The organism is Rahnella aquatilis CIP 78.65 = ATCC 33071 (assembly GCF_000241955.1).
GTDB classification, from domain to species: Bacteria; Pseudomonadota; Gammaproteobacteria; order Enterobacterales; family Enterobacteriaceae; genus Rahnella; species Rahnella aquatilis.
Genome location: NC_016818.1, coordinates 1,327,032 through 1,348,027 on the forward strand (window position 1 = coordinate 1,327,032; position 20,996 = coordinate 1,348,027).

The window sequence follows — 20,996 nt, forward strand, 5'->3', positions numbered from 1 at the left end:
ACGAGAGGAAGAGTAATGATCGCAGAATTTGAAACGCGGATTTTAACATTGATCGACGATATGGTGGAAAGCGCCAGCGACGACGAACTGTTTGCCAGTGGCTATCTGCGGGGGCATCTGACGGTCGCGGTGGCGGAAGCGGAAGAAAACGGCGAACACACCGCCGAAGCGCTGAAAATCCGTGTTCAGGACGGTCTGGACAAAGCCATCAAAGCCGGTGAACTGTCACCGCGCGATCAGCTTCTGGTACAAGGTATGTGGGAAAACCTGTATCAGGCATCTCTCCCTCAGTAATCTCTTTTCAGTAAAAAAAAGCGCAGCACGGATTAACCGGCTGCGCTTTTTTTATTGCCTGAGAAGGGGCGGATTAATGTGATTCGACCGGGCGGCCTTTCAGCAGTTTTCTGACCCACATCCGGTTCGGGTTGAGTGCCGCCAGCGTGTCGCTGTCGAGCGGCAATGGTTCACCGGCAATTTGCGCGGCCAGAATTTCCGCCCCCAGCGGTGCGGAACTCAGACCGCGTGAGCCGAGCGCGCCAAACAGGAACAGGTTTTCATACACCGGCGCGTCTGCAATCGGGCGATGGCGCTGAATATCCAGATCCAACTTTTTATAACTTTCGAGTAACGCGTCGTAATCTGACACGGAACCGATCATCGGCAGATGATCCCTCGTCGCACAACGCACGCCGTTTCTCGCTTCGCCTTCACTGACATCCACCTCATGCGGCCATTGCTGATCCGGCAAACAGTTGAGTAAACGCTGGCGGTTTTCCTGCTGATCGTCCTCACGGTAATCCGTGCATTTATCCGCACGGTGATAGCTTGCGCCGATGCAATGATGCTGATTCTGCGGGCTGACCGGCGTCATATAACCGTCATAACACAGCACCTGTTTAAGCTTGCTCAGCGTCGATGTGGTCGGAATATGCGAAACCTGACCGCTGACGGCGTAAACCGGCAGTTTTTCCGTCTGGCTGAAATCAGTAATGTCCGCGCCATTCGCCAGTACCACCGCCTGATGACGGGCAACATGGCCGTCTGCAAAGGTCAGCGCCCACTGAGAATCTGCATCAAAATCTAATGCGGTCACTCGCTGGCGATAATGCACGGTTAAGCCTTGTGTTTGGGCAAGTGAAATCATCGATGCCGTCAGTTCAGCCGGGCACAGCCATGCGCCGAGCGGATACGTCACGCCGCCGCTGCCGCACGGTAATCCGCATAATGCTTCCACGTCTTCTTCATTCACTCCTTTCGCCAGTGCTTCCGGCCAGCCACCGTGAATGATGCCGTCAATTTTGCCCTGACTTTTTTCGTCATAACCGAGCTGTGTGACGCCACTCCAGCCGTGGTCGAAAGGCACCTCCAGCTTTTCAAGCTGCGCATACTGGCGGCGGGCGAAGGTGAAGGCGTGCGCAAAGAAATTTTCCAGCGTGTCGCCGCGGCCATTGAGCAGCGGATATACCGCGCCCTGACGGTTACCGGAAGCGCCGAGTGCCGGTTTTTCATCGGCGCAATACAGCGTGACCGCAAATCCACGGCGAAGTAACGCCAGCGACAACACGGCGCTGGCGACGCCGCCACCTAGCACCGCAAAATTTGTGGCATTTTTTGCCGCCGGACGCACATACCACGGCGCGGGATGAGGTACGTCAATTCCTGCGGGCAGCACACCGGCTAACATATGTCGCTTTTCGCCGAACCCCGGCACCTTGCTGATGTCAAAACCCGCGTCCTGCAATCCGCGGCGGACAAATCCGGCCACCGTGAAGGTGGCGAATGTGCCTTGCGGGCGGGTCATTTTCGCCATAGCGAGAAATAAGTCCGGCGTCCACATGTCCGGGTTTTTGGAAGGGGCAAATCCGTCGAGAAACCAGGCGTCGACCTGCTGATTCATACTGGTGTCACATGCCGGAAGCAGGGTAGTGACATCGCCGAACCACAGGTCAAGCGTGATGCGCCCGTTTGCGAGCAGCAGGCGGTGACAGCCGGAAAAGGCCATGGGCCATTGCTCGCAAAGTTGTGCTGAATACGCGGCGAGCTCGGGCCATTGTGTGTGTGCTGTTGTCAGATCACCGGCAGACAACGGGAATTTCTCGTAGCTGATGAAATGCAGACGTTGCAGCGTGGCGTCGGGATGTTCCTCGCAGAACGCATCAAAGGCTTGCCACAGCGACAGAAAGTTCAGGCCGGTGCCAAAACCGGTTTCGGCGATGATGCACAGCGGGCGAGGATGATCGGCAAAACGCGCCGGAAAATGATTGCCATTGAGAAAAACATGACGCGTTTCCAGCAGGCCGTTCTGATTGGAAAAATAGACGTCATCAAAATGTCGGGAAACAGGTGTACCCTGTTCGTTCCAGCTTAATTCAGCGGGCGTAATCGGGTTATGGCTCACATGAAACTCTCTCAGTTCAAGGCGATGCCGGAGTTTAACGCTGCGTTTGCACCCGCGCAAATTTACCACGATTTACACAAGGAATTGCTGATCGGACTTGTTCGGCGTACAACTGTACGCTAGAGTGCCTGACGAAATCCCAAATGGTGAATAGTACAAGAGGTATTAAATGAAACGTGCAGTGATTACTGGCCTGGGTATCATCTCGAGCATCGGTAACAACAAGCAGGAAGTTCTTGCATCTCTGCAGGAAGGTCGCTCTGGGATCACCTTCTCGCAAGAGCTGAAAGATGCCGGGATGCGTAGTCACGTCTGGGGTGATGTCAAATTAGACACCGCGGGCCTTATCGATCGTAAGATTGTGCGTTTCATGAGTGATGCCTCGATCTACGCTTACCTTTCCATGCAACAGGCGATTGAAGACTCCGGTCTGACCCCTGAAATGGTATCCAACGAACGTACCGGCCTGATCGCCGGTTCCGGCGGCGGTTCTCCGCGCAATCAGGTTGCGGGCTCCGACGGTATGCGTGCTAAAGGCCTGCGCGGCGTTGGCCCTTACATGGTGACCAAAGCGATGGCTTCCGGCGTATCTGCCTGCCTCGCGACGCCGTTCAAAATTCGCGGTGTTAACTATTCCATCAGTTCTGCCTGCGCCACCTCTGCACACTGCATCGGTAACGCGGTAGAAATGATTCAGCTGGGCAAACAGGACGTGGTGTTTGCCGGTGGCGGCGAAGAACTGTGCTGGGAAATGGCGTGTGAATTCGACGCGATGGGCGCACTGTCCACCAGCTACAACGAAACGCCAGACAAAGCATCCCGTACCTACGACAAAGCGCGTGACGGTTTCGTTATCGCAGGCGGCGGCGGTATGGTTGTTGTCGAAGAGCTGGAACACGCTCTGGCACGTGGCGCGCACATCTACGCAGAAATCGTTGGCTACGGCGCAACGTCTGACGGCGCAGATATGGTGGCTCCGTCTGGCGAAGGCGCAGTGCGTTGCATGAAAATGGCAATGAACGGCGTGGATACTCCAATCGACTACGTTAACGTTCACGGGACTTCTACCCCGGTCGGCGACGTGAAAGAACTGGGCGCTATCCGTGAAGTGTTCGGCGATAAAACCCCGGCACTGTCTTCTACCAAAGCCATGACTGGTCACTCGCTGGGTGCCGCAGGCGTTCAGGAAGCGATCTACACCTTGCTGATGGCTGAATACGGCTTCATCGCGCCAAGCATCAACATCGAAAACCTCGATGAGCAGGCCGAAGGTATGGATATCATCACCAGGCCGACTCAGCGTGAACTGACGACTGTGATGTCCAACAGCTTCGGCTTCGGTGGCACTAACGCCACGCTGGTGATGCGTAAGCTGAAAAACGACAAATAATCCCTGTCGTTAATGTCTGAATAAAAGCCTGCCTGCGAGCAGGCTTTTTTATATCCGTCATCCTTCAGGCCGCCCTGGTGCTATTCGAATGATTTTGGATATATTTCTCAACAATTCAGGTACAATTTCGCCGCTTATTATTTTCACCTTGTTGACATAATGCTCTCACTCCGACACATCCATCATCGACATCTGCACTTCCCGGCCTGGCTCGGGATGGTGGCGATACTGATGTTGTTTATTGCGCCGGTGATTTCCAAATCACGGGTGGCAGAGGGTGCGCAGCATATGATGATGCCCGGCATGATGATGTCCGATATGGACATGCCGGACGCGGAAATGGCTGGCATGGACATGGCAGAACATGTCGCATCATCAGGGGAGCATTGCCAGACGTCCGCCTGTCAATCTGCGCCGCAGGATGCCGTGAAAGTCCTGCTTTCCGGAGATATGAGCGATGCCGCCTGCGGTTATTGCGTGCTGCTGGTGCATCTGCCGATGCTTGATTTACAGGCCATACCGATGTTGTGGTCGCTGGATTTTTCCAGTCGTGCGCCGCCGCGCACTGTCATGGAACGTCTTATCCCTTCGCTTATCTTCACAGATGCCCAACCCCGGGCGCCCCCCGTTTTTTCATAACCGCTTAACACAATATTTCTTTTCAGGTTAACCGCGAAACTGATGGCGGTTGACGGCGTGTTATTTGAAATTCGGGAATTATGATCGATGACCCCATCTGCCAACCTGCCTGTCAGCGCGGGTAAAAAACTGTCTGCACGGGCTGCTTTTCAGGCGCTGCTGCGCCGTTTACATTTCTATATTGGTCTGTTTGTCGGACCCTTTATTTTTATCGCGGCGCTGACCGGCACGCTGTATGTGCTGACGCCTCAGTTCGAAAATTATCTCTATGCCGATGCTCTATTTACTGCGGCAAAAGGCACCTCGTTAAAAGCCGAGGCGCAGCCGCTGTCTCGCCAGATTGACGCGGCGCTTCATGTTGCCGGTCAGGATAAAAAAATTTACGCCGTCAGACCGGCGCCTTCTGCGGGAGAAACGACCCGGGTGATGTTTTCTGATCCGCAACTGGGCCCCTCCAAAAGCCGGGCGATTTTTATCGATCCGGTAACGCTGGCGGTGAAAGGGGACATGACGGTGTACGGCACCAGCGGTATTCTGCCGTTCCGCACCTGGCTGGATGATTTACATCGCGGTTTATTACTGGGCGATGCCGGCCGTATTTACAGTGAACTCGCCGCCTCCTGGTTGTGGGTGGCGGCACTGGGCGGCGTCGTGCTCTGGTTCAGTGGTCGCCGTAAACCCCGCCAGTTGCGTAAGGTCAGTGGCAAGGTACAAAAACAGCAGAACAGCCGCCGCTGGCACAGTTCGCTCGGCCTGATTTTACTCGCCAGCTTACTGTTCTTTTCAGCTACCGGACTGACCTGGTCACAATGGGCGGGGGATAATATCGGCGTGCTGCGTGCATATATGGGCTGGATGACGCCTGCCGTGAAAACCAGTCTGGATCCGCAGGCGGCAGCCGCACCTGCGGATGAACATGCGCAACATCATGCGCAGATGGCCGATATGCCAGATATGCCGGGGATGGACATGTCTGCACATGAGATGCCTGCCGTGCAGCAATCTGTCGCTGTTTCTGCACAAACTTTTGATGCGGTGGTACAGGCGGCGCGTGAGTCGGGTATTGCGGCGCACAAGATTGAAATCCGTCCGACGTACAGCACGGGGAAAGCCTGGACCGTGACGGAAGTTGATCGCAGCTGGCCGACGCAGGTGGATGCGGTATCCGTTGATCCCCGCTCCCTGCAGATTATCGATCACGTCCGGTTTGCTGATTTTCCGCTGCTCGCCAAACTGACCCGCTGGGGTGTAGATGCGCATATGGGCATTCTGTTCGGTATCTGGAATCAGGTCATTCTGGTGATTTTTGGCGTCGGACTTTGTGTGATGATTGTCTGGGGATATCGCCTGTGGTGGCTGCGCAGAACCGTCAACAGTGACGGCAGTCATCCGGCCATGACATTGCTACACACCTGGAAGTCGGTGCCGTTTAGCCTGCAATGCCCGATTTTGGTGATCACGCTTGGCCTGGCAATTTCGTTGCCCGTGATGGGGGCGAGTTTACTTATTTTTCTCCTGATTGATGTTATCCGCTGGAAGCGGCTAAATTCTTCGGGTAACGTCAGCGCATTCTGATCAGCGAAGAAAAAAACATGTTAATGGCGGCTTCCGGCTCTGTATTAAAGCCTTTTTTACGTGACAGATTTTTGCATCTGTTAATCCTGCTTGGTGTCATTCTGACCCTGTTCCAGCCGGAGAAAATCAGCCTGTTCCCGCAGTTTGTGGACTGGGACACGATCGTCACTTTGCTGGGGTTGCTGATGCTGACCAAGGGCGTTGAGGTCAGCGGTTATTTTGACTTTGTTGGCCGTAAGATGATTAACGCCATCGATAATGAGCGGCGGCTGGCGCTGTTTCTGGTCACGGCGGCGGCGCTGCTGTCCACGTTTATGACCAATGACGTTGCGCTGTTCATCGTTATCCCGCTGACGATCACGCTGAAGAAACTGACGTCGTTACCGGTGACGCGGCTGATTATATTTGAAGCGCTGGCGGTGAATGCCGGTTCGCTGCTCACGCCGATCGGCAACCCGCAAAATATCCTGCTATGGAATAAATCCGGACAGTCATTCCTGCATTTTATCGGGCAGATGGCACCGCTGGCGCTGATAACACTGGCTGCATTATTGCTGGTGACCTGGTTTTGCTTTCCGTCGCACAGCCTGAAAAAGATTGAGAACAATCAGGGTTATCCCTTCCGCCAGCGTCTGCTGGTGAGCTGCGTGGTGCTCTACGTGGTGTTTATTGCCTGTGTCGATCTGGGGCTGGCGTTGTATGGTTTGCTGGGGGTGATTGTGTGTTTTTTACTGCTGGCGCGGAACGTCCTGCTGCGTATCGACTGGCCGTTGATCCTGGTGTTTATCGTGATGTTTATCGATGTGCGTTTACTGGTCGGGCTGAATGCCCTTCAGCCTGCCTTTACTCACATTCACGGGCTGCCGGATTACGGGCATTATCTGCTGAGCATCGGGCTTTCTCAGGTGATCAGCAATGTGCCCGCGACGATCCTGATGATCAACTATTTACCCTCCGGACCGTTGCTGGCTTACGCCGTTAATGCCGGCGGTTTCGGGCTGGCGATAGGATCGCTGGCCAATCTCATCGCATTACGTATGGCGAATGATAAAAAGATCTGGCTGCGGTTTCACTATTACTCTTTCCCGTTCCTGCTGTTCAGCGGCGGCGCGGGCTGGCTGCTGCTGAGGCTGTTCGTTAAATAACCGGCACCTTCAGCGAGGCCAGACGGTTCACTGCGGCGGTAATTTCAGCGGGGGTTAGCGCCGAGAAGCCGAGCAGCCAGCCGTCCTGAGGTTGTGTTACGACACCGGCGCTGGCGGTAAACAATGGTGAAAGCCGTGGCGTCTCAACGCCAGCCTGTGCGCCGGAATTGATGGCCTGCCGCAACGCCGCACACAGCCGGTCACGCAAACCTGCCGCAGCGCCTGAACCGTTGGTCGCTGTGTTTTCGAAAAGCGTAATCAGTGCAGAGGGCTGAGACAGTGCTGGCATAATGGGTCTTATCATTGGCTTGAAATTGGCATTAATCATAAGACCAAAAACAGCGATGATGGAACTGTTTTCAGCCACATCACTTAACGAGGAAACGTTTATGCAACAAGAGTCTTATGTTTTGGGATTCGCACCACCGTCACCTGAAATCAGTGCTGCGTATTTGTTGTCGAAACTGAGTTTTTATACTGATGCCGCCGATGTCGCGGCGGATTTACAAAACGGTGTGAACGCAATTGTGGTTATTGATACCCGTTCTGCTGAACATTATGCACGCGGCCATGTGCCGGGCGCGGTCAGTTTTCCGCATAAACTGATGACAGCAGAAAGCACCCGCGAACTTAGCAAAGACGTGGTGTACGTGACGTATTGTGACGGAATCGGCTGCAACGGTTCGACGCAGGGCGCGTATAAACTGGCGAAACTCGGATTCCGGGTGAAGGAAATGATTGGCGGGCTGGATTTCTGGATCCGCGATCAGCACCCGGTTACGCCAGGTGAAGAACGCGGACAGTACTCACGGGAACAAATGCCGCCAGATTGCGGTTGTTGATAAGGCGTAATTGCAGGATTAAAACAGCAACCACAACAGCAGTACGACCACCACGAACGCGATAAACAACAGCGGCTTGCCGCCCATTGCCTGCATGGATGGCGGCAACATCGCGATAAACGGATTCATGATTGGTTGCGGATCGGTGCGCGTCACCGTGGTGAACGTATCGTCTGTATCCACTGCGCGTGGAGAACGGTCAACCCGCTGGCTGAACAGAACGCCAATCAGATCGCTCACCTGAACCTGCGTCAGCGGCGTGGAGAGCGTCGCACTGAAACGGTTTTCGGCGTATTCCGTCAGTTGATGAATTTCATGGGTGCTGGCCGGTTGCTTGAGCACGCTCAGCAGTGTGGTCAGCGTTGGCGCGGTGGTCTGCTGGCTGAGCGACGCTTTCACCTGCATAAACTGGCTGAGCACCTGAAAATGCTTCGCCGGTATTGGCTCGCCCACTTTCACGCCAACCAGCGTAAACAGTTCCTGCCAGACTTTCACCGGTGCTTCGCCGGTGGCGGCACTGAGACGGGTGACAAGCTGTTGCAGGCTGTTGTGTTCGGCAGGCAGCAACGGACGATCGGTGACCGGCGTCTGCTGGGGCTGCGGGATATTCATCTGGCGTGTCTGGATCAGATCCAGCACCTGTTGCAACTGCGGATGCGTCAGCTGACTCAGTACGGTATGACCGAAATTCTGGCGGATAAAATCGCTCACCGCCTGACGGTTGTTGCCCTGCGGCAGCAGTTCGGTCAGTTGCAGCATCAGCTGGCGCGAGGCACGGCCGTCCTGCGCCTGCGTGAGTTTTCCCTGCAACAGCGCTTCGGCCTGCGGGAACTGCTGTGAGGTAATTTCTGCACCGTTTGGCAACGCAAGTTCGTGGCGTAAACTGGCCCAGATCTCGGCAGACTTGATGGGCGTCAGCGCCATCAGTTTGACGATCAGTTTTTCCAGCGTGGTGCGCTGTACCGGCGTTAAAGGCAGCTCAGCGCCTGCTTTAGCCGGAACGGTCTGACCCTGCGGCTGTGTTCTGTTATCGCCAACCGGCATGCCCGGGCCGCTCAAAGGTTGCATATCACCGTCCTTCGCTGGAAATTTAAAACGTCGCTTAAACTTAATGATAAGTAAAAAGCACGGCGCAGAGCGCGGAAGCGCCTCATCATACCTGCAAAGTGTTTTAATCGACACCGTGAATAGCAGACTGAGAAAGATTCTTCAGGATATTGTTTCCTAAAACAGCAGATAAAACGTCTGGCGGGGCGCGAAAGCAGAAAGTAGGGGAGGCGCCACCCTCTTTAACGAGGATGGCCTGCCGTTTAGCGGATGTCTTTTTGTTTCACAGGCGCGGCGCGGGTGAACAGCGGTTTACGCAAACGCTGAGCCAGGATGACCCCGGCGAGCGTGATACCGCCGCCAATCAGATGGTAACTGTGCAACTGTTCGTGCAGAAACAATACAGCGATCACCGCAGTGAAAATCGGTGACAGGTTCATAAAAATGGACGCTTTGTTGGCACCGAGACGAATAACGCCCTGTATCCACAAAAACGGCGCAATGATCGACGCCGGGATCCCCGCGAAAAGCACCAGCGGAATATTATGGGCGGTCAGGCTGACATCCCTGGCGAGCAGGAAGTTTGGCAGCAGCAATAAAACGCCGAAAATGATCTGCACATACAGCGACTGCCAGTTCGGCAGTGGGATCGCCCAGCGTTTGGTGAGCACGCCGTACAACGCGTAGGAGGCCGAAGCCGCAAACATCATCAGTTCGCCCATGCCGATGCCGTGTTGCAGCAACTGCGCCGGTGAGCCGGCACTGACCAGCCAGACTAAACCGCCGAGGGAAATCATACTGCCCAGCGCGACGCCCACCGTCGGCACCACACTCAGCACAAACAGGCCAATCAGTACGGTCAGCAACGGGATCAGCGAATTCAGGATGCCCATAAACAGCGCACTGACGCTGTGTGCGGCGTAATAAGCCAGACTCTGATACAGCACCATGCCCAGCAGGCCGAGGATCAGCAGTTTCCACCCGTATTGTTTCACCGCCTGAAGGTTGCGCAGCACACCGGGAAGAACGAAAGGCGTCAGCGTCAGCAATGCCAGAAGCCAGCGATAGAACGAAATGGCAGCAGGATCAATCGCGCTGGCCGAGGCTTTGCTGACAACCGCATTCAGCGACCAGATCAGGACGGCGAGCAGGGGAAAGAGCACATTCATTGAATATTATTCCTGAGTAAATCGTCACGTCAGTGTACGGTTGTCTTGTTTGTTAGATATAACGATAATCAGACAACCGATCGCGTAATTCAGACAATCCTCGTGTTGCTCACAGACAAAAGGTATTTATGCCCGTGCCCCGTACTTCTTTGCCCCGATATTACCCGCCGTTACCGGAGAAGATGCCGGTGACCTTGCTTTTTCGCGGGGAAATTGTGGAGGGGAATTCTGAGTATGTTGAGCATTCACATCCGTGGAGCCAGATTATCTGCGTGAAATCCGGCGTTCTTGCCATGCGCGTGGCCGGACAGCGCTATCTGGCACCGCGCGAATTCGCCATCTGGGTGCCCGCAGGGGTTGAGCATTCAAGCTATAACCGTAAAACCACGCGTTTTTGCGCCATTGATATCGCGCCTGAGCTGGATACCCATCTGCCTGCCGGACCTTGTCTGCTGACGCCGACGGCCATTTTTAACGCCATTGCTGATGACTGTTTCTCACGAAATATGACTGAACCGCAGAGTGAAACGGATTTGCGCATGTGCCGTGTTTTACTGGATCAAATCAGTCTGGCACCCCGTCAGGACACTTATTTACCGACATCAGAAAATAAATTACTGGCACCCGTTCTGAGCGCACTGGAGAAAAATCCGGCGGATAATACATCGCTGGCGCAATGGGCGAAGCAGGTGTATACCACCGAACGGACATTGTCGCGGCGTTGCCAGCAGGAACTGGGGATGAGTTTTGCGCAATGGCGTCAGCGGTTGCGTTTCCTGCATTCGGTCTCTTTGCTGGAGCAGGGGAAAACGGTGCAGGAGGTGGCGCTCGATCTGGGTTACAGCTCGTCTTCGGCCTTTATTGCCATGTTCCAGCAGGTTTCCGGCACCACGCCGCAGCGTTTTCGTAACGACAGGTAAACCTGTGCCCTGAAAGTTGGGATCTGGCCCGGTATCGTGGCAAAATCATTGCCCGCTTTATTTTCTATTCTTTCTTTAGGCCATGTTGCCGGAGACAAACGTGAAAATCCTGGTTGATGAAAATATGCCGTATGCCGTCGAGCTTTTTAGCCGTCTGGGTAACGTGCAGGCTGTACCCGGTCGTCCCATTCCGCAAGATGCCCTGAATGATGCCGATGCGCTGATGGTGCGGTCTGTGACCAAAGTGAACGAAAGTTTGCTGGCAGGAAAACCGGTGAAATTTGTGGGTACCGCCACGGCGGGCACTGACCACGTTGATGATGCCTGGCTTGCCCGCGCAGGCATTGGTTTCTCGGCCGCGCCCGGCTGTAATGCGATTGCCGTGGTGGAATATGTCTTTTCTTCACTGCTGATCCTCGCACAGCGCGATGGTTTCTCTCTGCGCGATAAAACGGTCGGGATCATTGGTGTCGGTAACGTCGGTTCGCGTCTGAATGCCCGCCTTGAAGCGCTGGGGGTACGCACGCTGTTGTGCGATCCACCGCGTGCCGATCGGGGGGATGCCGGTGAATTCTGGCCGCTTGAGAAGCTGGTCGCCGAAGCCGATATCCTGACGTTCCACACGCCGCTGAATATGTCCGGCCCTTATGCCACGCATCATCTGGTGGATGCGGATTTACTGGCGCGTTTGCCTGCTGACCGTATTCTGATCAACGCCTGCCGTGGCGAAGTGGTGGATAACGCCGCGTTGCTCGATGCACTGAACGGCAGCAAAAAACTGACGGCTGTGCTGGATGTCTGGGAACCGGAACCGGATTTGTCGTTAGCGTTGCTGGATAAAGTCGCCATCGGCACGGCACATATCGCCGGTTACAGTCTGGAAGGGAAAGCGCGCGGCACCACGCAGGTGTTCGAAGCATTCAGTCAGTTTATCGGTCAGCCACAAACGGTGCCGCTGGAGTCGTTACTCCCTGCGCCCGAATTTGCCGAAGTGACGCTGAGTGGGGCGCTGAGCGAAGCCAGACTGCTGCGTCTTATTCACTTAGTGTATGATGTGCGCCGCGATGACCGGCCTTTGCGCCGTGTCGCCGGAAAACCGGGCGAATTCGACAAGCTGCGTAAGTTCTATGAAGAGCGTCGCGAGTGGTCCTCTTTACGGGTGATTTGCGACGATGCAGCGACCGCTGATGTGCTGAAAAAACTGGGTTTTAACAGCCGGTTAAAATAATTTTTTTATACCCTGATAATTCGGATTGAAATATGACGGGTATAACGATGTAAAACAGGGCGGTGATCATCATCGCCCCTTGTATTTTGTACTTTTATTTCTGGAGAATACCAACATGTCTGATGGCTGGAATATTGCGCTGCTTGGTGCAACGGGCGCAGTCGGTGATGCGTTACTGGAATTATTGGCTGATCGTCAGTTCCCGGTTGGTGAGCTCTTCCCGCTGGCAAGTGAACGCAGCGCCGGTAAGACCGTGCGTTTTAACGGCAAAAGTCTGCGCGTACAACAGGCATCTGAGTTCGACTGGTCGCAGGTTCAGCTGGCGTTTTTTGTTGCAGGTGCTGAAGCCTCTGCCTTATATGCCGAAGAAGCGGCAAATCAGGGCTGTCTGGTGATCGACAGCAGTGGCCTGTTCTCGCCTGAACACGACATTCCGCTGGTGGTGCCGGGCGTGAATCCTGACGCACTGTCTCATTACCGTAACCGCAATATCGTGGCGGTGGCCGACAGCCTGACCAGTCAGTTGCTGACCGCCATCAAACCGCTGACCGAACAGGCCGGTTTGTCCCGTCTGCACGTCACGTCGCTGCTGTCCGTTTCGGCGCTGGGCAAAGCCGCTGTTGACGATCTGGCCGGGCAAAGCGCCCGTCTGCTGAACGGTATTCCGGCAGAAGAAGGCATATTCAGCAAACAGCTGGCGTTTAACCTTTTACCACTGGTCAGCGATGAAGAGGGCAGTGTGCGTCAGGAACGCCGTCTGGTGGATCAGGTTCGCAAAGTGTTGCAGGACGATGGCCTGCCGATTTCGGTCAGTTGCGTGCAGTCGCCGGTGTTTTACGGTCACGCGCAGGTGGTCCATATGGAAGGTTTGCGTCCGCTGTCAGCAGAAGAAGCGCGTGCTGAACTTGAACGCATTGATGATATCAATCTGAGTGATGAAGATGATTTCCCGACGCAGGTCAGCGATGCTTCCGGCAACGCCAATCTGAGCATCGGTTGTATCCGTAATGACTACGGCATTCCTGAGTTACTGCAATTCTGGTCAGTGGCTGACAACGTCCGTTTTGGCGGCGCACTGATGGCGGTGGAAACCGCAGAGAAGCTGATTAACGAGTACTGGTACTGATTATGTCCGACGAAGTGATCGCTGACGTCAGCACCACACCGGTAGCCGGACGTGTGGCGTTAGGCATTGAATATGACGGCAGTGCCTATTTTGGCTGGCAGCGTCAGCAGGGCGTTGCCAGCGTGCAGGAATGTCTGGAAAAGGCACTGAGCCGCGTGGCCAATGCACCGGTTGTGGTGTTTTGCGCCGGACGTACTGATGCAGGTGTCAGCGCGACGGGGCAGGTGGTGCATTTCGACACGCCGGTGCTGCGTAAAGATGCGGCGTGGACGATGGGGGTGAATACCCATTTACCCAAAGATATTGCTGTGCGCTGGTGCGCGAATGTGGGCGACGATTTTCACGCCCGTTTCAGCGCCACCGCCCGCCGGTATCGCTATGTTATTTATAACAACCGTTACCGTTCAGCGATTTTGCACGCCGGCGTGACCCATGTTCATATGCCGCTCGACGTCGAAAAAATGCAGCTTGCCGGTCAGGCGTTGCTGGGTGAGAACGATTTCACCTCTTTTCGTGCATCACAGTGCCAGTCGCGCACGCCGTGGCGTTATGTGATGCATGTGAATGTGAGCCGTCACGGCAGTTATGTCGTGGTCGATATCAAGGCTAATGCGTTTGTTCATCACATGGTGCGCAATATCGTGGGCAGTCTGGTGGAAATTGGCGCGGGCAATCAGCCTGTTGGCTGGATGGGAGAACTGCTGGCCGCGAAAGATCGCAATCTTGCGGCTGCCACCGGTAAGCCGGAAGGGTTGTATCTGGTTTCCGTGGATTACCCCGAGAAATTTGCGCTGCCGCAGGTGAATATGGGACCCCTGTTTCTCGAAGACTAAGTTCCCTGAAGATTAAGGAACGGGTAAAGCGACTGTTTAAATGGGCTGTTAAACCGAAAAGAGGTGGAAAATCAAATGGGTTTTATTCACTTTGTCATTGATTTCATTTTGCATATTGATGTGCATTTAGCGGAGCTGGTTGCGCAGTATGGCATCTGGGTTTACGGCATTTTATTCCTGATTTTGTTCTGCGAAACCGGTCTTGTGGTGACGCCTTTCCTGCCGGGTGACTCATTATTGTTCGTGGCAGGCGCGCTGGCGGCGTTGCCGGGCAACGACCTGAACGTCCATCTGATGGCGTTCCTGATGGCCATTGCGGCGATACTCGGCGATGCAGTGAACTACACTATCGGACGGGTATTTGGTGAACGTCTGTTCAGTAATCCTGATTCAAAGATTTTCCGTCGCAGTTATTTGGACAAGACGCATAAGTTTTACGAGAAACATGGCGGCAAAACGATTATTCTTGCGCGCTTCGTGCCGATCGTCCGCACGTTCGCGCCATTTGTGGCCGGTATGGGGCATATGTCTTACCGCCATTTTGCAGCGTATAACGTGATTGGGGCACTGGTTTGGGTACTGTTATTTACCTATGCTGGCTACCTTTTCGGTGATCTGCCGATTGTTCAGGAAAATCTGAAATTGCTGATCGTGGCGATCATAGTGGTTTCCATCCTGCCGGGTGTGGTCGAAATCTGGCGGCACAAACGCGCAGCGGCCAAAGAAAGGCGTCAGCAGGATTAATCCCGGACGTTTTTTACGCAAGCGCTTTAAAATTTAAGGCATTAAACCTGAGGGTAAGACCAGTTTTTTATCCACAGTGTCTGGCCGTTATGGTTTAATGAGCGACAATTTATGGTCTGTTCCTGCGAACAACCCTTCTGTGGCGCGGTGTGTGAGGTTTTTTATCACCCCGCACACAGGTGATTTTGGGTAGGTTTCAGGGGACTTGTTACAGCATGAACAGCGGACTGGCTTCGGCCGGGTTCAAACAGAAAGGTTATCGATGAGCTGGATTGAACGAATTCTTAGTAAGAGCACTGACTCGCAAACCCGTAAGGCCAGTATTCCTGAGGGCGTCTGGACTAAATGTGACAGCTGCGGGCAGGTTCTTTACCGCGCCGAGCTTGAGCGCAATCTCATGGTGTGCCCTAAGTGCGACCACCATATGCGCCTTACCGCGCGTATGCGTCTGTCCACTTTCATGGATGAGGGCAGTGAGGTTGAGTTAGGCAGCGAGCTTGAGCCTAAAGATGTTCTGAAGTTTAAAGATTCCAAGAAATACAAAGATCGCTTGGTTGCAGCACAAAAAGAAACCAACGAAAAAGACGCGATGGTCGTCATGAAAGGTACGCTGTTTGGCATGCCAATCGTGGTCGCATCGTTTGAATTTGCCTTCATGGGCGGTTCAATGGCGTCCGTTGTGGGGGCGCGTTTTGTGCGAGCCGTTGAGCAGGCACTGGAAGATAACTGCCCGCTGGTGTGTTTCTCTGCCAGTGGCGGCGCCCGTATGCAGGAAGCGCTGATGTCGCTGATGCAGATGGCGAAAACCAGTGCAGCACTGGCGAAATTACAGGAACGCGGCTTGCCGTACATTTCTGTTCTGACTGACCCGACCATGGGCGGTGTTTCTGCCAGTCTGGCGATGCTGGGCGATATTAACGTCGCTGAGCCGAAAGCGCTGATCGGTTTCGCCGGTCCACGCGTTATCGAGCAGACCGTTCGCGAAAAACTGCCGCCGGGCTTCCAGCGCAGTGAGTTCCTGATCGAAAAAGGTGCGATTGATATGATCGTACGTCGTCCTGAAATGCGAGCCAAACTGGGCAGCGTTCTGGCGAAACTGACCGGGCAACCGGAGCCAAAAGTGGCTGACGTCCATGTGGCTGTCAACGGTTCTGCCGCTGACAACCAGGATGCCTGATCGAACAGGGTAAACGCCGGTCAGTTATTCGGGCGGCCATCGCATGTTGTGCCGCCCACACTGTTTTTCTGCAAAACAGACAGCCGTGCTTTTACTCTGTTGGTATGATCTGACAAAGAGGGCATTGCCTGCTGTCACAGTCTGGTGATGTAGTGTCGAAGTGGACCTGACAAGGTTGAACGGGACTCATGCAAAATCAACTTATTCCCCAAGCCACGTCGCCTTTGGCCACGTGGCTTTATTATCTCGAACATCTCCACTCTCAGGCTATTGAGCTTGGCCTTGATCGGGTCAAAGCGGTTGCCGCGAAACTCGATTTACTGACGCCTGCGCCGCTGGTTTTCACCGTAGCCGGAACCAACGGCAAAGGCACCACCTGTGCGACGCTGGAGTCCATTCTGATGGCGGCGGGTTACCGTGTGGGCGTTTACAGCTCCCCGCATCTGGTGCGTTACACCGAACGTGTCCGGATTCAGGGGGAAGAATTAGCGGAATCTGCGCATTGCGAATCTTTTGCGGTGCTGGAAGCTGGCCGTGGCGATATCTCGCTGACCTATTTTGAATACGGTACATTGTCGGCGTTGCAGCTGTTTAAACAGGCTACGCTGGATGTGGTGATACTTGAAGTCGGGCTGGGCGGGCGTCTGGACGCGACCAATATTGTCGATGCCAGCGTGGCTGTCGTTACCAGCATTGCGCTCGATCATACCGACTGGCTGGGTTCTGACCGCGAAAGCATTGGCCGCGAAAAAGCCGGTATTTTCCGTAGCGGTAAACCGGCCGTGGTCGGTGAGCCGGAGATGCCGCAATCTATTGCTGCCGTTGCGCAGGAAAAACACGCTGATTTACATCGCCGTGATGTCAACTGGCATTTTTCTGCGGATGCCGGACAGTGGCGCTGGGCAGCGCTGGAAGAAGGCCATGAGGTTAACGGGCTGGAGGGTTTACCGTTGCCAAATGTCCCGCTGGCTAACGCCGCGACCGCGCTGGCCGCGCTGCATTATTCCACCCTGGATATTCCTGAAGCCGCGTTGCGCGCTGGTTTACAGCGCGCGGCCTTGCCGGGGCGTTTCCAGACGGTGAGTGAATCACCTCGTCTGATCCTGGATGTCGCGCACAACCCGCATGCGGCGGCGTATCTGGCCGGACGCCTGGCGGAACAGCCACGTAATGGCGGCAAAGTACGCGCCGTCGTCGGAATGTTGAAAGACAAAGATATTGCCGGTACGCTGGCTTGCCTGTCGCCTCAGGTGGATGAATGGTATTGCGCGCCGCTGGAAGGCCCGCGCGGGGCCAGTGTTGAAGAACTGACGGCACATCTGCCGCAGGCGCACCAGTTTGATGATGTGGAGTCTGCCTGGAAACAGGCTATGCAGGAGGCGGCTCCTCAGGATATTGTGATTGTCTGCGGCTCGTTCCATACCGTAGCTCACGTAATGGATGCTATAGACACGGGGAAAACCAGTGGCAAGTAAGTTTCAAAATCGTCTGGTCGGGACGGTCATTCTGGTGGCGCTGGGCGTCATCATTTTGCCCGGTTTACTCGACGGCAAGAAAAAGCATTACGAAGACGAATTTGCGTCTATTCCATTGGTGCCAAAACCGGGTGATGTTGAGGAACAGGATTCGGTGCCACCGGTCACGCAATCTTTGCCTGCTCAGCCGCCGGAAGGTGCTGATCAGGCCATGAACGGCGAACCGGACATGGAGAGTTCAGCCAACAATACCAATGCCGCGAATCAGGGCAATGTGGCACCCGGCAACACCACAATAGAAGCTCCGCCGGCCACCACGCTGCCTGAACAGAAAAAACCGGTACAGACCGCGCCGGTCAAACCTGCGCCTCAGAAGCCAAAAACGATTGAACCTAAACCGATGGTGGAAGCTAAGCCCACGGTGAAACCGAAGCCTGTGGAGCAGCCGAAACCGGCCGAACAACCGAAGGCGGTTGCCGAACAACCTAAACCGGTTGAACAGCCGAAGGCTGCGCCGGAAGAAAAAGCGCCAGCAGGGCAGTCTTATGTGGTGCAACTTGGCGCACTGAAAAATGCCGCCAAAGCCAATGAGATTGTGGCAAATCTGCGGTTGTCTGGTTTCCGTGCTTACACCGTTCCGGCCACACCGGTTCAGGGGCAGATCACGCGCCTGTACGTCGGCCCGGATGCCTCGAAGCAGAAGCTTGAAGCGTCACTTCCGCAACTGCAACAGCTGAGTGGATTAGGTGGGCAGGTTCGCGCATACAGCGCGCACTGACTTTGCTCCTCCCCCTGCGAAGGGGGAGGCTGGGAGGGGGTTTAGCAGGCAGCGTTAGATTCAGAGTTGCCCTTAATACCCCACCCCAAACCCTCCTTTTGCAGGGGAGGGAGTTGATAAATACATAAAAAATACCACGGAGGGCACAAGCGATTTGTGCCCTTTTTCTATAAGATCCTCTGGCTGGATTTTTATAGGTTTATGCTGCGATTGAGGTTTTTTTAATCGCTATTATTAATTTGTCTGACCGGCTGATTTCCCCTACGCAAACGTTTTCTTTTTCTGTTAGAATTCGCCGCGAACGGGATGCCGGGGCAGATGTGACTGGATTAGACACTGGAATAGTTAATGGTCTGGATTGATTACGTCATTATTGCGGTTATCGGATTTTCTGCTTTAGTCAGTTTAATCCGTGGCTTTGTTCGTGAGGCTTTATCGCTGGTAACCTGGGCTTGCGCCTTTTTTGTTGCCAGCCATTATTACCCTTACCTCGCCATCTACTTCACACGTTTCGAAGATGAGTTAGTTCGAAACGGGATCGCAATTGCCATCTTGTTCATCGCGACGTTGATCGTAGGTGCAATTGTCAACTATGTGATTGGCTCACTGGTTGAAAGAACCGGGTTGTCCGGCACTGACAGGGTGTTAGGTGTGTGCTTCGGCGCACTGCGCGGGGTGTTAATCGTCTCCGCGATGCTGTTCTTCCTCGATACTTTTACCGGTTTTTCACAAAGTGAAGACTGGAAACAATCCCAGTTGATCCCACAGTTCAGTTATATCATCAGGTGGTTCTTTGACTACCTGCAGAGCACGTCGAGTTTCTTGCCAAAACATATTTAGTTTTGGCAGCGCTGAAGAGGAAAAGACAACATGTGCGGTATTGTCGGTATCGCCGGTTTCATGCCGGTAAACCAGTCGATTTATGACGCGTTAACGGTGTTACAACACCGTGGTCAGGATGCCGCAGGCATCACCACCATCGATGCGAATAATAACTTCCGTTTACGTAAAGCGAATGGCCTGGTGAAGGATGTTTTCGAAGCCCGCCATATGCAACGCTTACAGGGCAACATGGGTATCGGCCATGTGCGCTACCCAACGGCTGGCAGTTCCAGCGCTTCAGAAGCTCAACCTTTTTACGTCAACTCTCCGTTCGGCATCACCCTTGCCCATAACGGTAACCTGACCAATGCTCACGAATTGCGCAGCAACCTGTTCGAAGGGCAGCGTCGTCATGTGAACACCACGTCCGATTCTGAGATCCTGCTGAATATTCTGGCGAGTGAACTGGATCGTTTCCAGCATTACCCGCTGGAAGCTGACAACATTTTTGCTGCGGTTGCCGCAGTGAATCTGAAAATCCGTGGTGCTTACGCGTGTGTGGCGATGATTATCGGCCACGGCATGCTGGCGTTCCGTGACCCGCACGGTATCCGTCCGCTGGTCATCGGTAAACGTACGCTGGAAGATGGCCGTAACGAGTACATGGTGGCTTCTGAGAGTGTGGCGCTTGATACGCTGGGCTTTGAGTTCCTGCGCGACGTTGCGCCGGGCGAAGCGGTGTACATCACCGAAAAAGGTCAGCTGTTCACCCGCATGTGCGCGGAGAACCCGCAGTACAATCCGTGCCTGTTCGAATACGTCTATTTCGCGCGTCCGGATTCCTTCATCGATAAAATTTCCGTCTACAGCGCCCGTGTCCGTATGGGTGAAAAGCTGGGCGCGAAAATTGCCCGTGAATGGGAAGACCTGGATATCGACGTGGTGATCCCGATCCCGGAAACCTCCTGTGATATCGCGCTGGAAATTGCCCGTATTCTGGATAAACCTTACCGTCAGGGGTTTGTGAAAAACCGCTATGTGGGTCGCACCTTTATCATGCCGGGCCAGCAGGAACGTCGTAAATCTGTACGTCGTAAACTGAATGCTAACCGCGCTGAATTCCGTGATAAAAACGTGCTGCTGGTGGATGACTCCATCGTACGCGGTACGACTTCTCAGCAGATTGTTGAGATGGCGCGTGAAGCCGGGGCGCGACGTGTTTATCTGGCGTCTGCGGCACCGGAAATTCGTTTCCCGAATGTTTACGGTATCGATATGCCAAGCGCCAACGAGCTGATTGCTCATGGCCGTGAAGTCAGCGAAATCAATCAGATGATTGGTGCCGATGCCTTAATCTTCCAGGATCTGAGCGACCTTATCGCGGCAGTGAAAGAAGATAATATGGATATCGAGAAATTCGAATGTTCAGTCTTCGACGGTGTTTACGTCACCAAGGACGTTGACCAGAACTATCTGGAATACCTCGAAGCCCTGCGCAACGATGACGCTCAGGCGTTGCGTGGTCAGCAGGAAGCTGAAAACCTCGAGATGCATAACGAAGGCTAATCTGCCCGTTGCTGGCATTCTCTCAGGCGCGCCCCTCCGGTGAACACCGGGCGGGCGCGTTTTTTTATGCCTGAATTTATGTCAGTATTGGCACCACCGGGTCCGGGTTCATTTTTCTAAGG

20 protein-coding genes are annotated in these 20,996 nt (G+C 54.4%); 16 read left to right on the forward strand and 4 right to left on the reverse strand.

The window, feature by feature from the left end; genetic code table 11:
- The first annotated feature begins 15 nt into the window (after window positions 1-15).
- Entirely contained in the window at window positions 16-294 is a 279-nt protein-coding gene (locus tag RAHAQ2_RS06205; protein WP_015696417.1) for a YfcL family protein, read from the forward strand.
- A 73-nt stretch (window positions 295-367) separates the two neighbouring features.
- On the opposite strand, the gene mnmC is transcribed toward RAHAQ2_RS06205, so the two are convergent.
- Window positions 368-2,398: a bifunctional tRNA (5-methylaminomethyl-2-thiouridine)(34)-methyltransferase MnmC2/FAD-dependent 5-carboxymethylaminomethyl-2-thiouridine(34) oxidoreductase MnmC1 gene (mnmC, locus tag RAHAQ2_RS06210; RefSeq protein ID WP_015696418.1), complete on the reverse strand. Its 2,031-nt coding sequence runs from the start codon at window positions 2,396-2,398 to the stop codon at window positions 368-370.
- A 169-nt stretch (window positions 2,399-2,567) separates the two neighbouring features.
- On the opposite strand from mnmC, the gene fabB reads away from it, so the two are divergent.
- From fabB to RAHAQ2_RS06230, 4 genes are all read left to right on the forward strand, one after another.
- Window positions 2,568-3,788, forward strand: coding sequence for a beta-ketoacyl-ACP synthase I (fabB, locus tag RAHAQ2_RS06215; RefSeq protein WP_015696419.1), 1,221 nt, complete (start codon window positions 2,568-2,570; stop codon window positions 3,786-3,788).
- Window positions 3,789-3,947: 159 nt separating this feature from the next.
- A complete protein-coding gene (locus tag RAHAQ2_RS06220; protein ID WP_015696420.1) occupies window positions 3,948-4,427 on the forward strand; it encodes a DUF2946 domain-containing protein in 480 nt (159 codons plus the stop codon).
- Window positions 4,428-4,514: 87 nt separating this feature from the next.
- Window positions 4,515-6,002, forward strand: coding sequence for a PepSY-associated TM helix domain-containing protein (locus tag RAHAQ2_RS06225; protein WP_015696421.1), 1,488 nt, complete (start codon window positions 4,515-4,517; stop codon window positions 6,000-6,002).
- Window positions 6,003-6,019: 17 nt separating this feature from the next.
- Window positions 6,020-7,147: an SLC13 family permease gene (locus tag RAHAQ2_RS06230; RefSeq protein WP_015696422.1), complete on the forward strand. Its 1,128-nt coding sequence runs from the start codon at window positions 6,020-6,022 to the stop codon at window positions 7,145-7,147.
- On the opposite strand, the gene RAHAQ2_RS26190 is transcribed toward RAHAQ2_RS06230, so the two are convergent.
- Complete coding sequence (locus tag RAHAQ2_RS26190) at window positions 7,140-7,436, reverse strand: hypothetical protein (RefSeq protein WP_037038541.1); 297 nt, start codon at window positions 7,434-7,436, stop codon at window positions 7,140-7,142. The genes RAHAQ2_RS06230 and RAHAQ2_RS26190 overlap by 8 nt on opposite strands.
- A 100-nt stretch (window positions 7,437-7,536) precedes the next feature.
- Here RAHAQ2_RS26190 and RAHAQ2_RS06240 point away from each other — a divergent pair, with 100 nt between their 5' ends.
- Window positions 7,537-7,989, forward strand: a complete 453-nt coding sequence (locus RAHAQ2_RS06240) for a rhodanese-like domain-containing protein (protein WP_015696423.1) — start codon at window positions 7,537-7,539, stop codon at window positions 7,987-7,989.
- 18 nt (window positions 7,990-8,007) lie between these two features.
- Here the strand turns inward: RAHAQ2_RS06240 and flk are convergent, their stop codons facing one another.
- Both flk and RAHAQ2_RS06250 read right to left on the reverse strand, forming a co-directional pair.
- Complete coding sequence (gene flk, locus RAHAQ2_RS06245; protein WP_015696424.1) at window positions 8,008-9,057, reverse strand: flagella biosynthesis regulator Flk; 1,050 nt, start codon at window positions 9,055-9,057, stop codon at window positions 8,008-8,010.
- A gap of 242 nt (window positions 9,058-9,299) precedes the next feature.
- Window positions 9,300-10,205 carry a DMT family transporter gene (locus RAHAQ2_RS06250; RefSeq protein WP_015696425.1) on the reverse strand — a complete coding sequence of 302 codons (906 nt, stop codon included), beginning with the start codon at window positions 10,203-10,205 and terminating at the stop codon, window positions 9,300-9,302.
- A gap of 128 nt (window positions 10,206-10,333) precedes the next feature.
- On the opposite strand from RAHAQ2_RS06250, the gene RAHAQ2_RS06255 reads away from it, so the two are divergent.
- The 10 genes from RAHAQ2_RS06255 (at window position 10,334) to purF (ending at window position 20,874) form a co-directional block, all read left to right on the forward strand.
- Window positions 10,334-11,125, forward strand: a complete 792-nt coding sequence (locus RAHAQ2_RS06255) for an AraC family transcriptional regulator (protein WP_015696426.1) — start codon at window positions 10,334-10,336, stop codon at window positions 11,123-11,125.
- A 100-nt stretch (window positions 11,126-11,225) separates the two neighbouring features.
- Window positions 11,226-12,353 (forward strand): 4-phosphoerythronate dehydrogenase PdxB, encoded by a 1,128-nt coding sequence (gene pdxB / locus RAHAQ2_RS06260; protein ID WP_015696427.1) that lies wholly within the window; start codon window positions 11,226-11,228, stop codon window positions 12,351-12,353.
- A 115-nt stretch (window positions 12,354-12,468) separates the two neighbouring features.
- Window positions 12,469-13,479: an aspartate-semialdehyde dehydrogenase gene (locus RAHAQ2_RS06265; RefSeq protein ID WP_015696428.1), complete on the forward strand. Its 1,011-nt coding sequence runs from the start codon at window positions 12,469-12,471 to the stop codon at window positions 13,477-13,479.
- Window positions 13,480-13,481: 2 nt separating this feature from the next.
- Window positions 13,482-14,312 carry a tRNA pseudouridine(38-40) synthase TruA gene (gene truA / locus RAHAQ2_RS06270; protein ID WP_015696429.1) on the forward strand — a complete coding sequence of 277 codons (831 nt, stop codon included), beginning with the start codon at window positions 13,482-13,484 and terminating at the stop codon, window positions 14,310-14,312.
- Between the two features lie 75 nt (window positions 14,313-14,387).
- Window positions 14,388-15,056, forward strand: a complete 669-nt coding sequence (locus tag RAHAQ2_RS06275) for a DedA family protein (RefSeq protein ID WP_015696430.1) — start codon at window positions 14,388-14,390, stop codon at window positions 15,054-15,056.
- 262 nt (window positions 15,057-15,318) lie between these two features.
- Window positions 15,319-16,233, forward strand: coding sequence for an acetyl-CoA carboxylase, carboxyltransferase subunit beta (accD, locus tag RAHAQ2_RS06280; RefSeq protein ID WP_015696431.1), 915 nt, complete (start codon window positions 15,319-15,321; stop codon window positions 16,231-16,233).
- 188 nt (window positions 16,234-16,421) lie between these two features.
- Window positions 16,422-17,708 (forward strand): bifunctional tetrahydrofolate synthase/dihydrofolate synthase, encoded by a 1,287-nt coding sequence (gene folC / locus RAHAQ2_RS06285; RefSeq protein ID WP_015696432.1) that lies wholly within the window; start codon window positions 16,422-16,424, stop codon window positions 17,706-17,708.
- Entirely contained in the window at window positions 17,698-18,486 is a 789-nt protein-coding gene (gene dedD / locus RAHAQ2_RS06290) for a cell division protein DedD (protein ID WP_015696433.1), read from the forward strand. The genes folC and dedD overlap by 11 nt, the downstream gene beginning before the upstream one ends.
- 348 nt (window positions 18,487-18,834) lie before the next feature.
- Window positions 18,835-19,326: a colicin V production protein gene (cvpA, locus tag RAHAQ2_RS06295; RefSeq protein WP_013574561.1), complete on the forward strand. Its 492-nt coding sequence runs from the start codon at window positions 18,835-18,837 to the stop codon at window positions 19,324-19,326.
- A gap of 30 nt (window positions 19,327-19,356) precedes the next feature.
- Complete coding sequence (purF, locus tag RAHAQ2_RS06300; RefSeq protein WP_015696434.1) at window positions 19,357-20,874, forward strand: amidophosphoribosyltransferase; 1,518 nt, start codon at window positions 19,357-19,359, stop codon at window positions 20,872-20,874.
- Window positions 20,875-20,996: the final 122 nt, after the last annotated feature.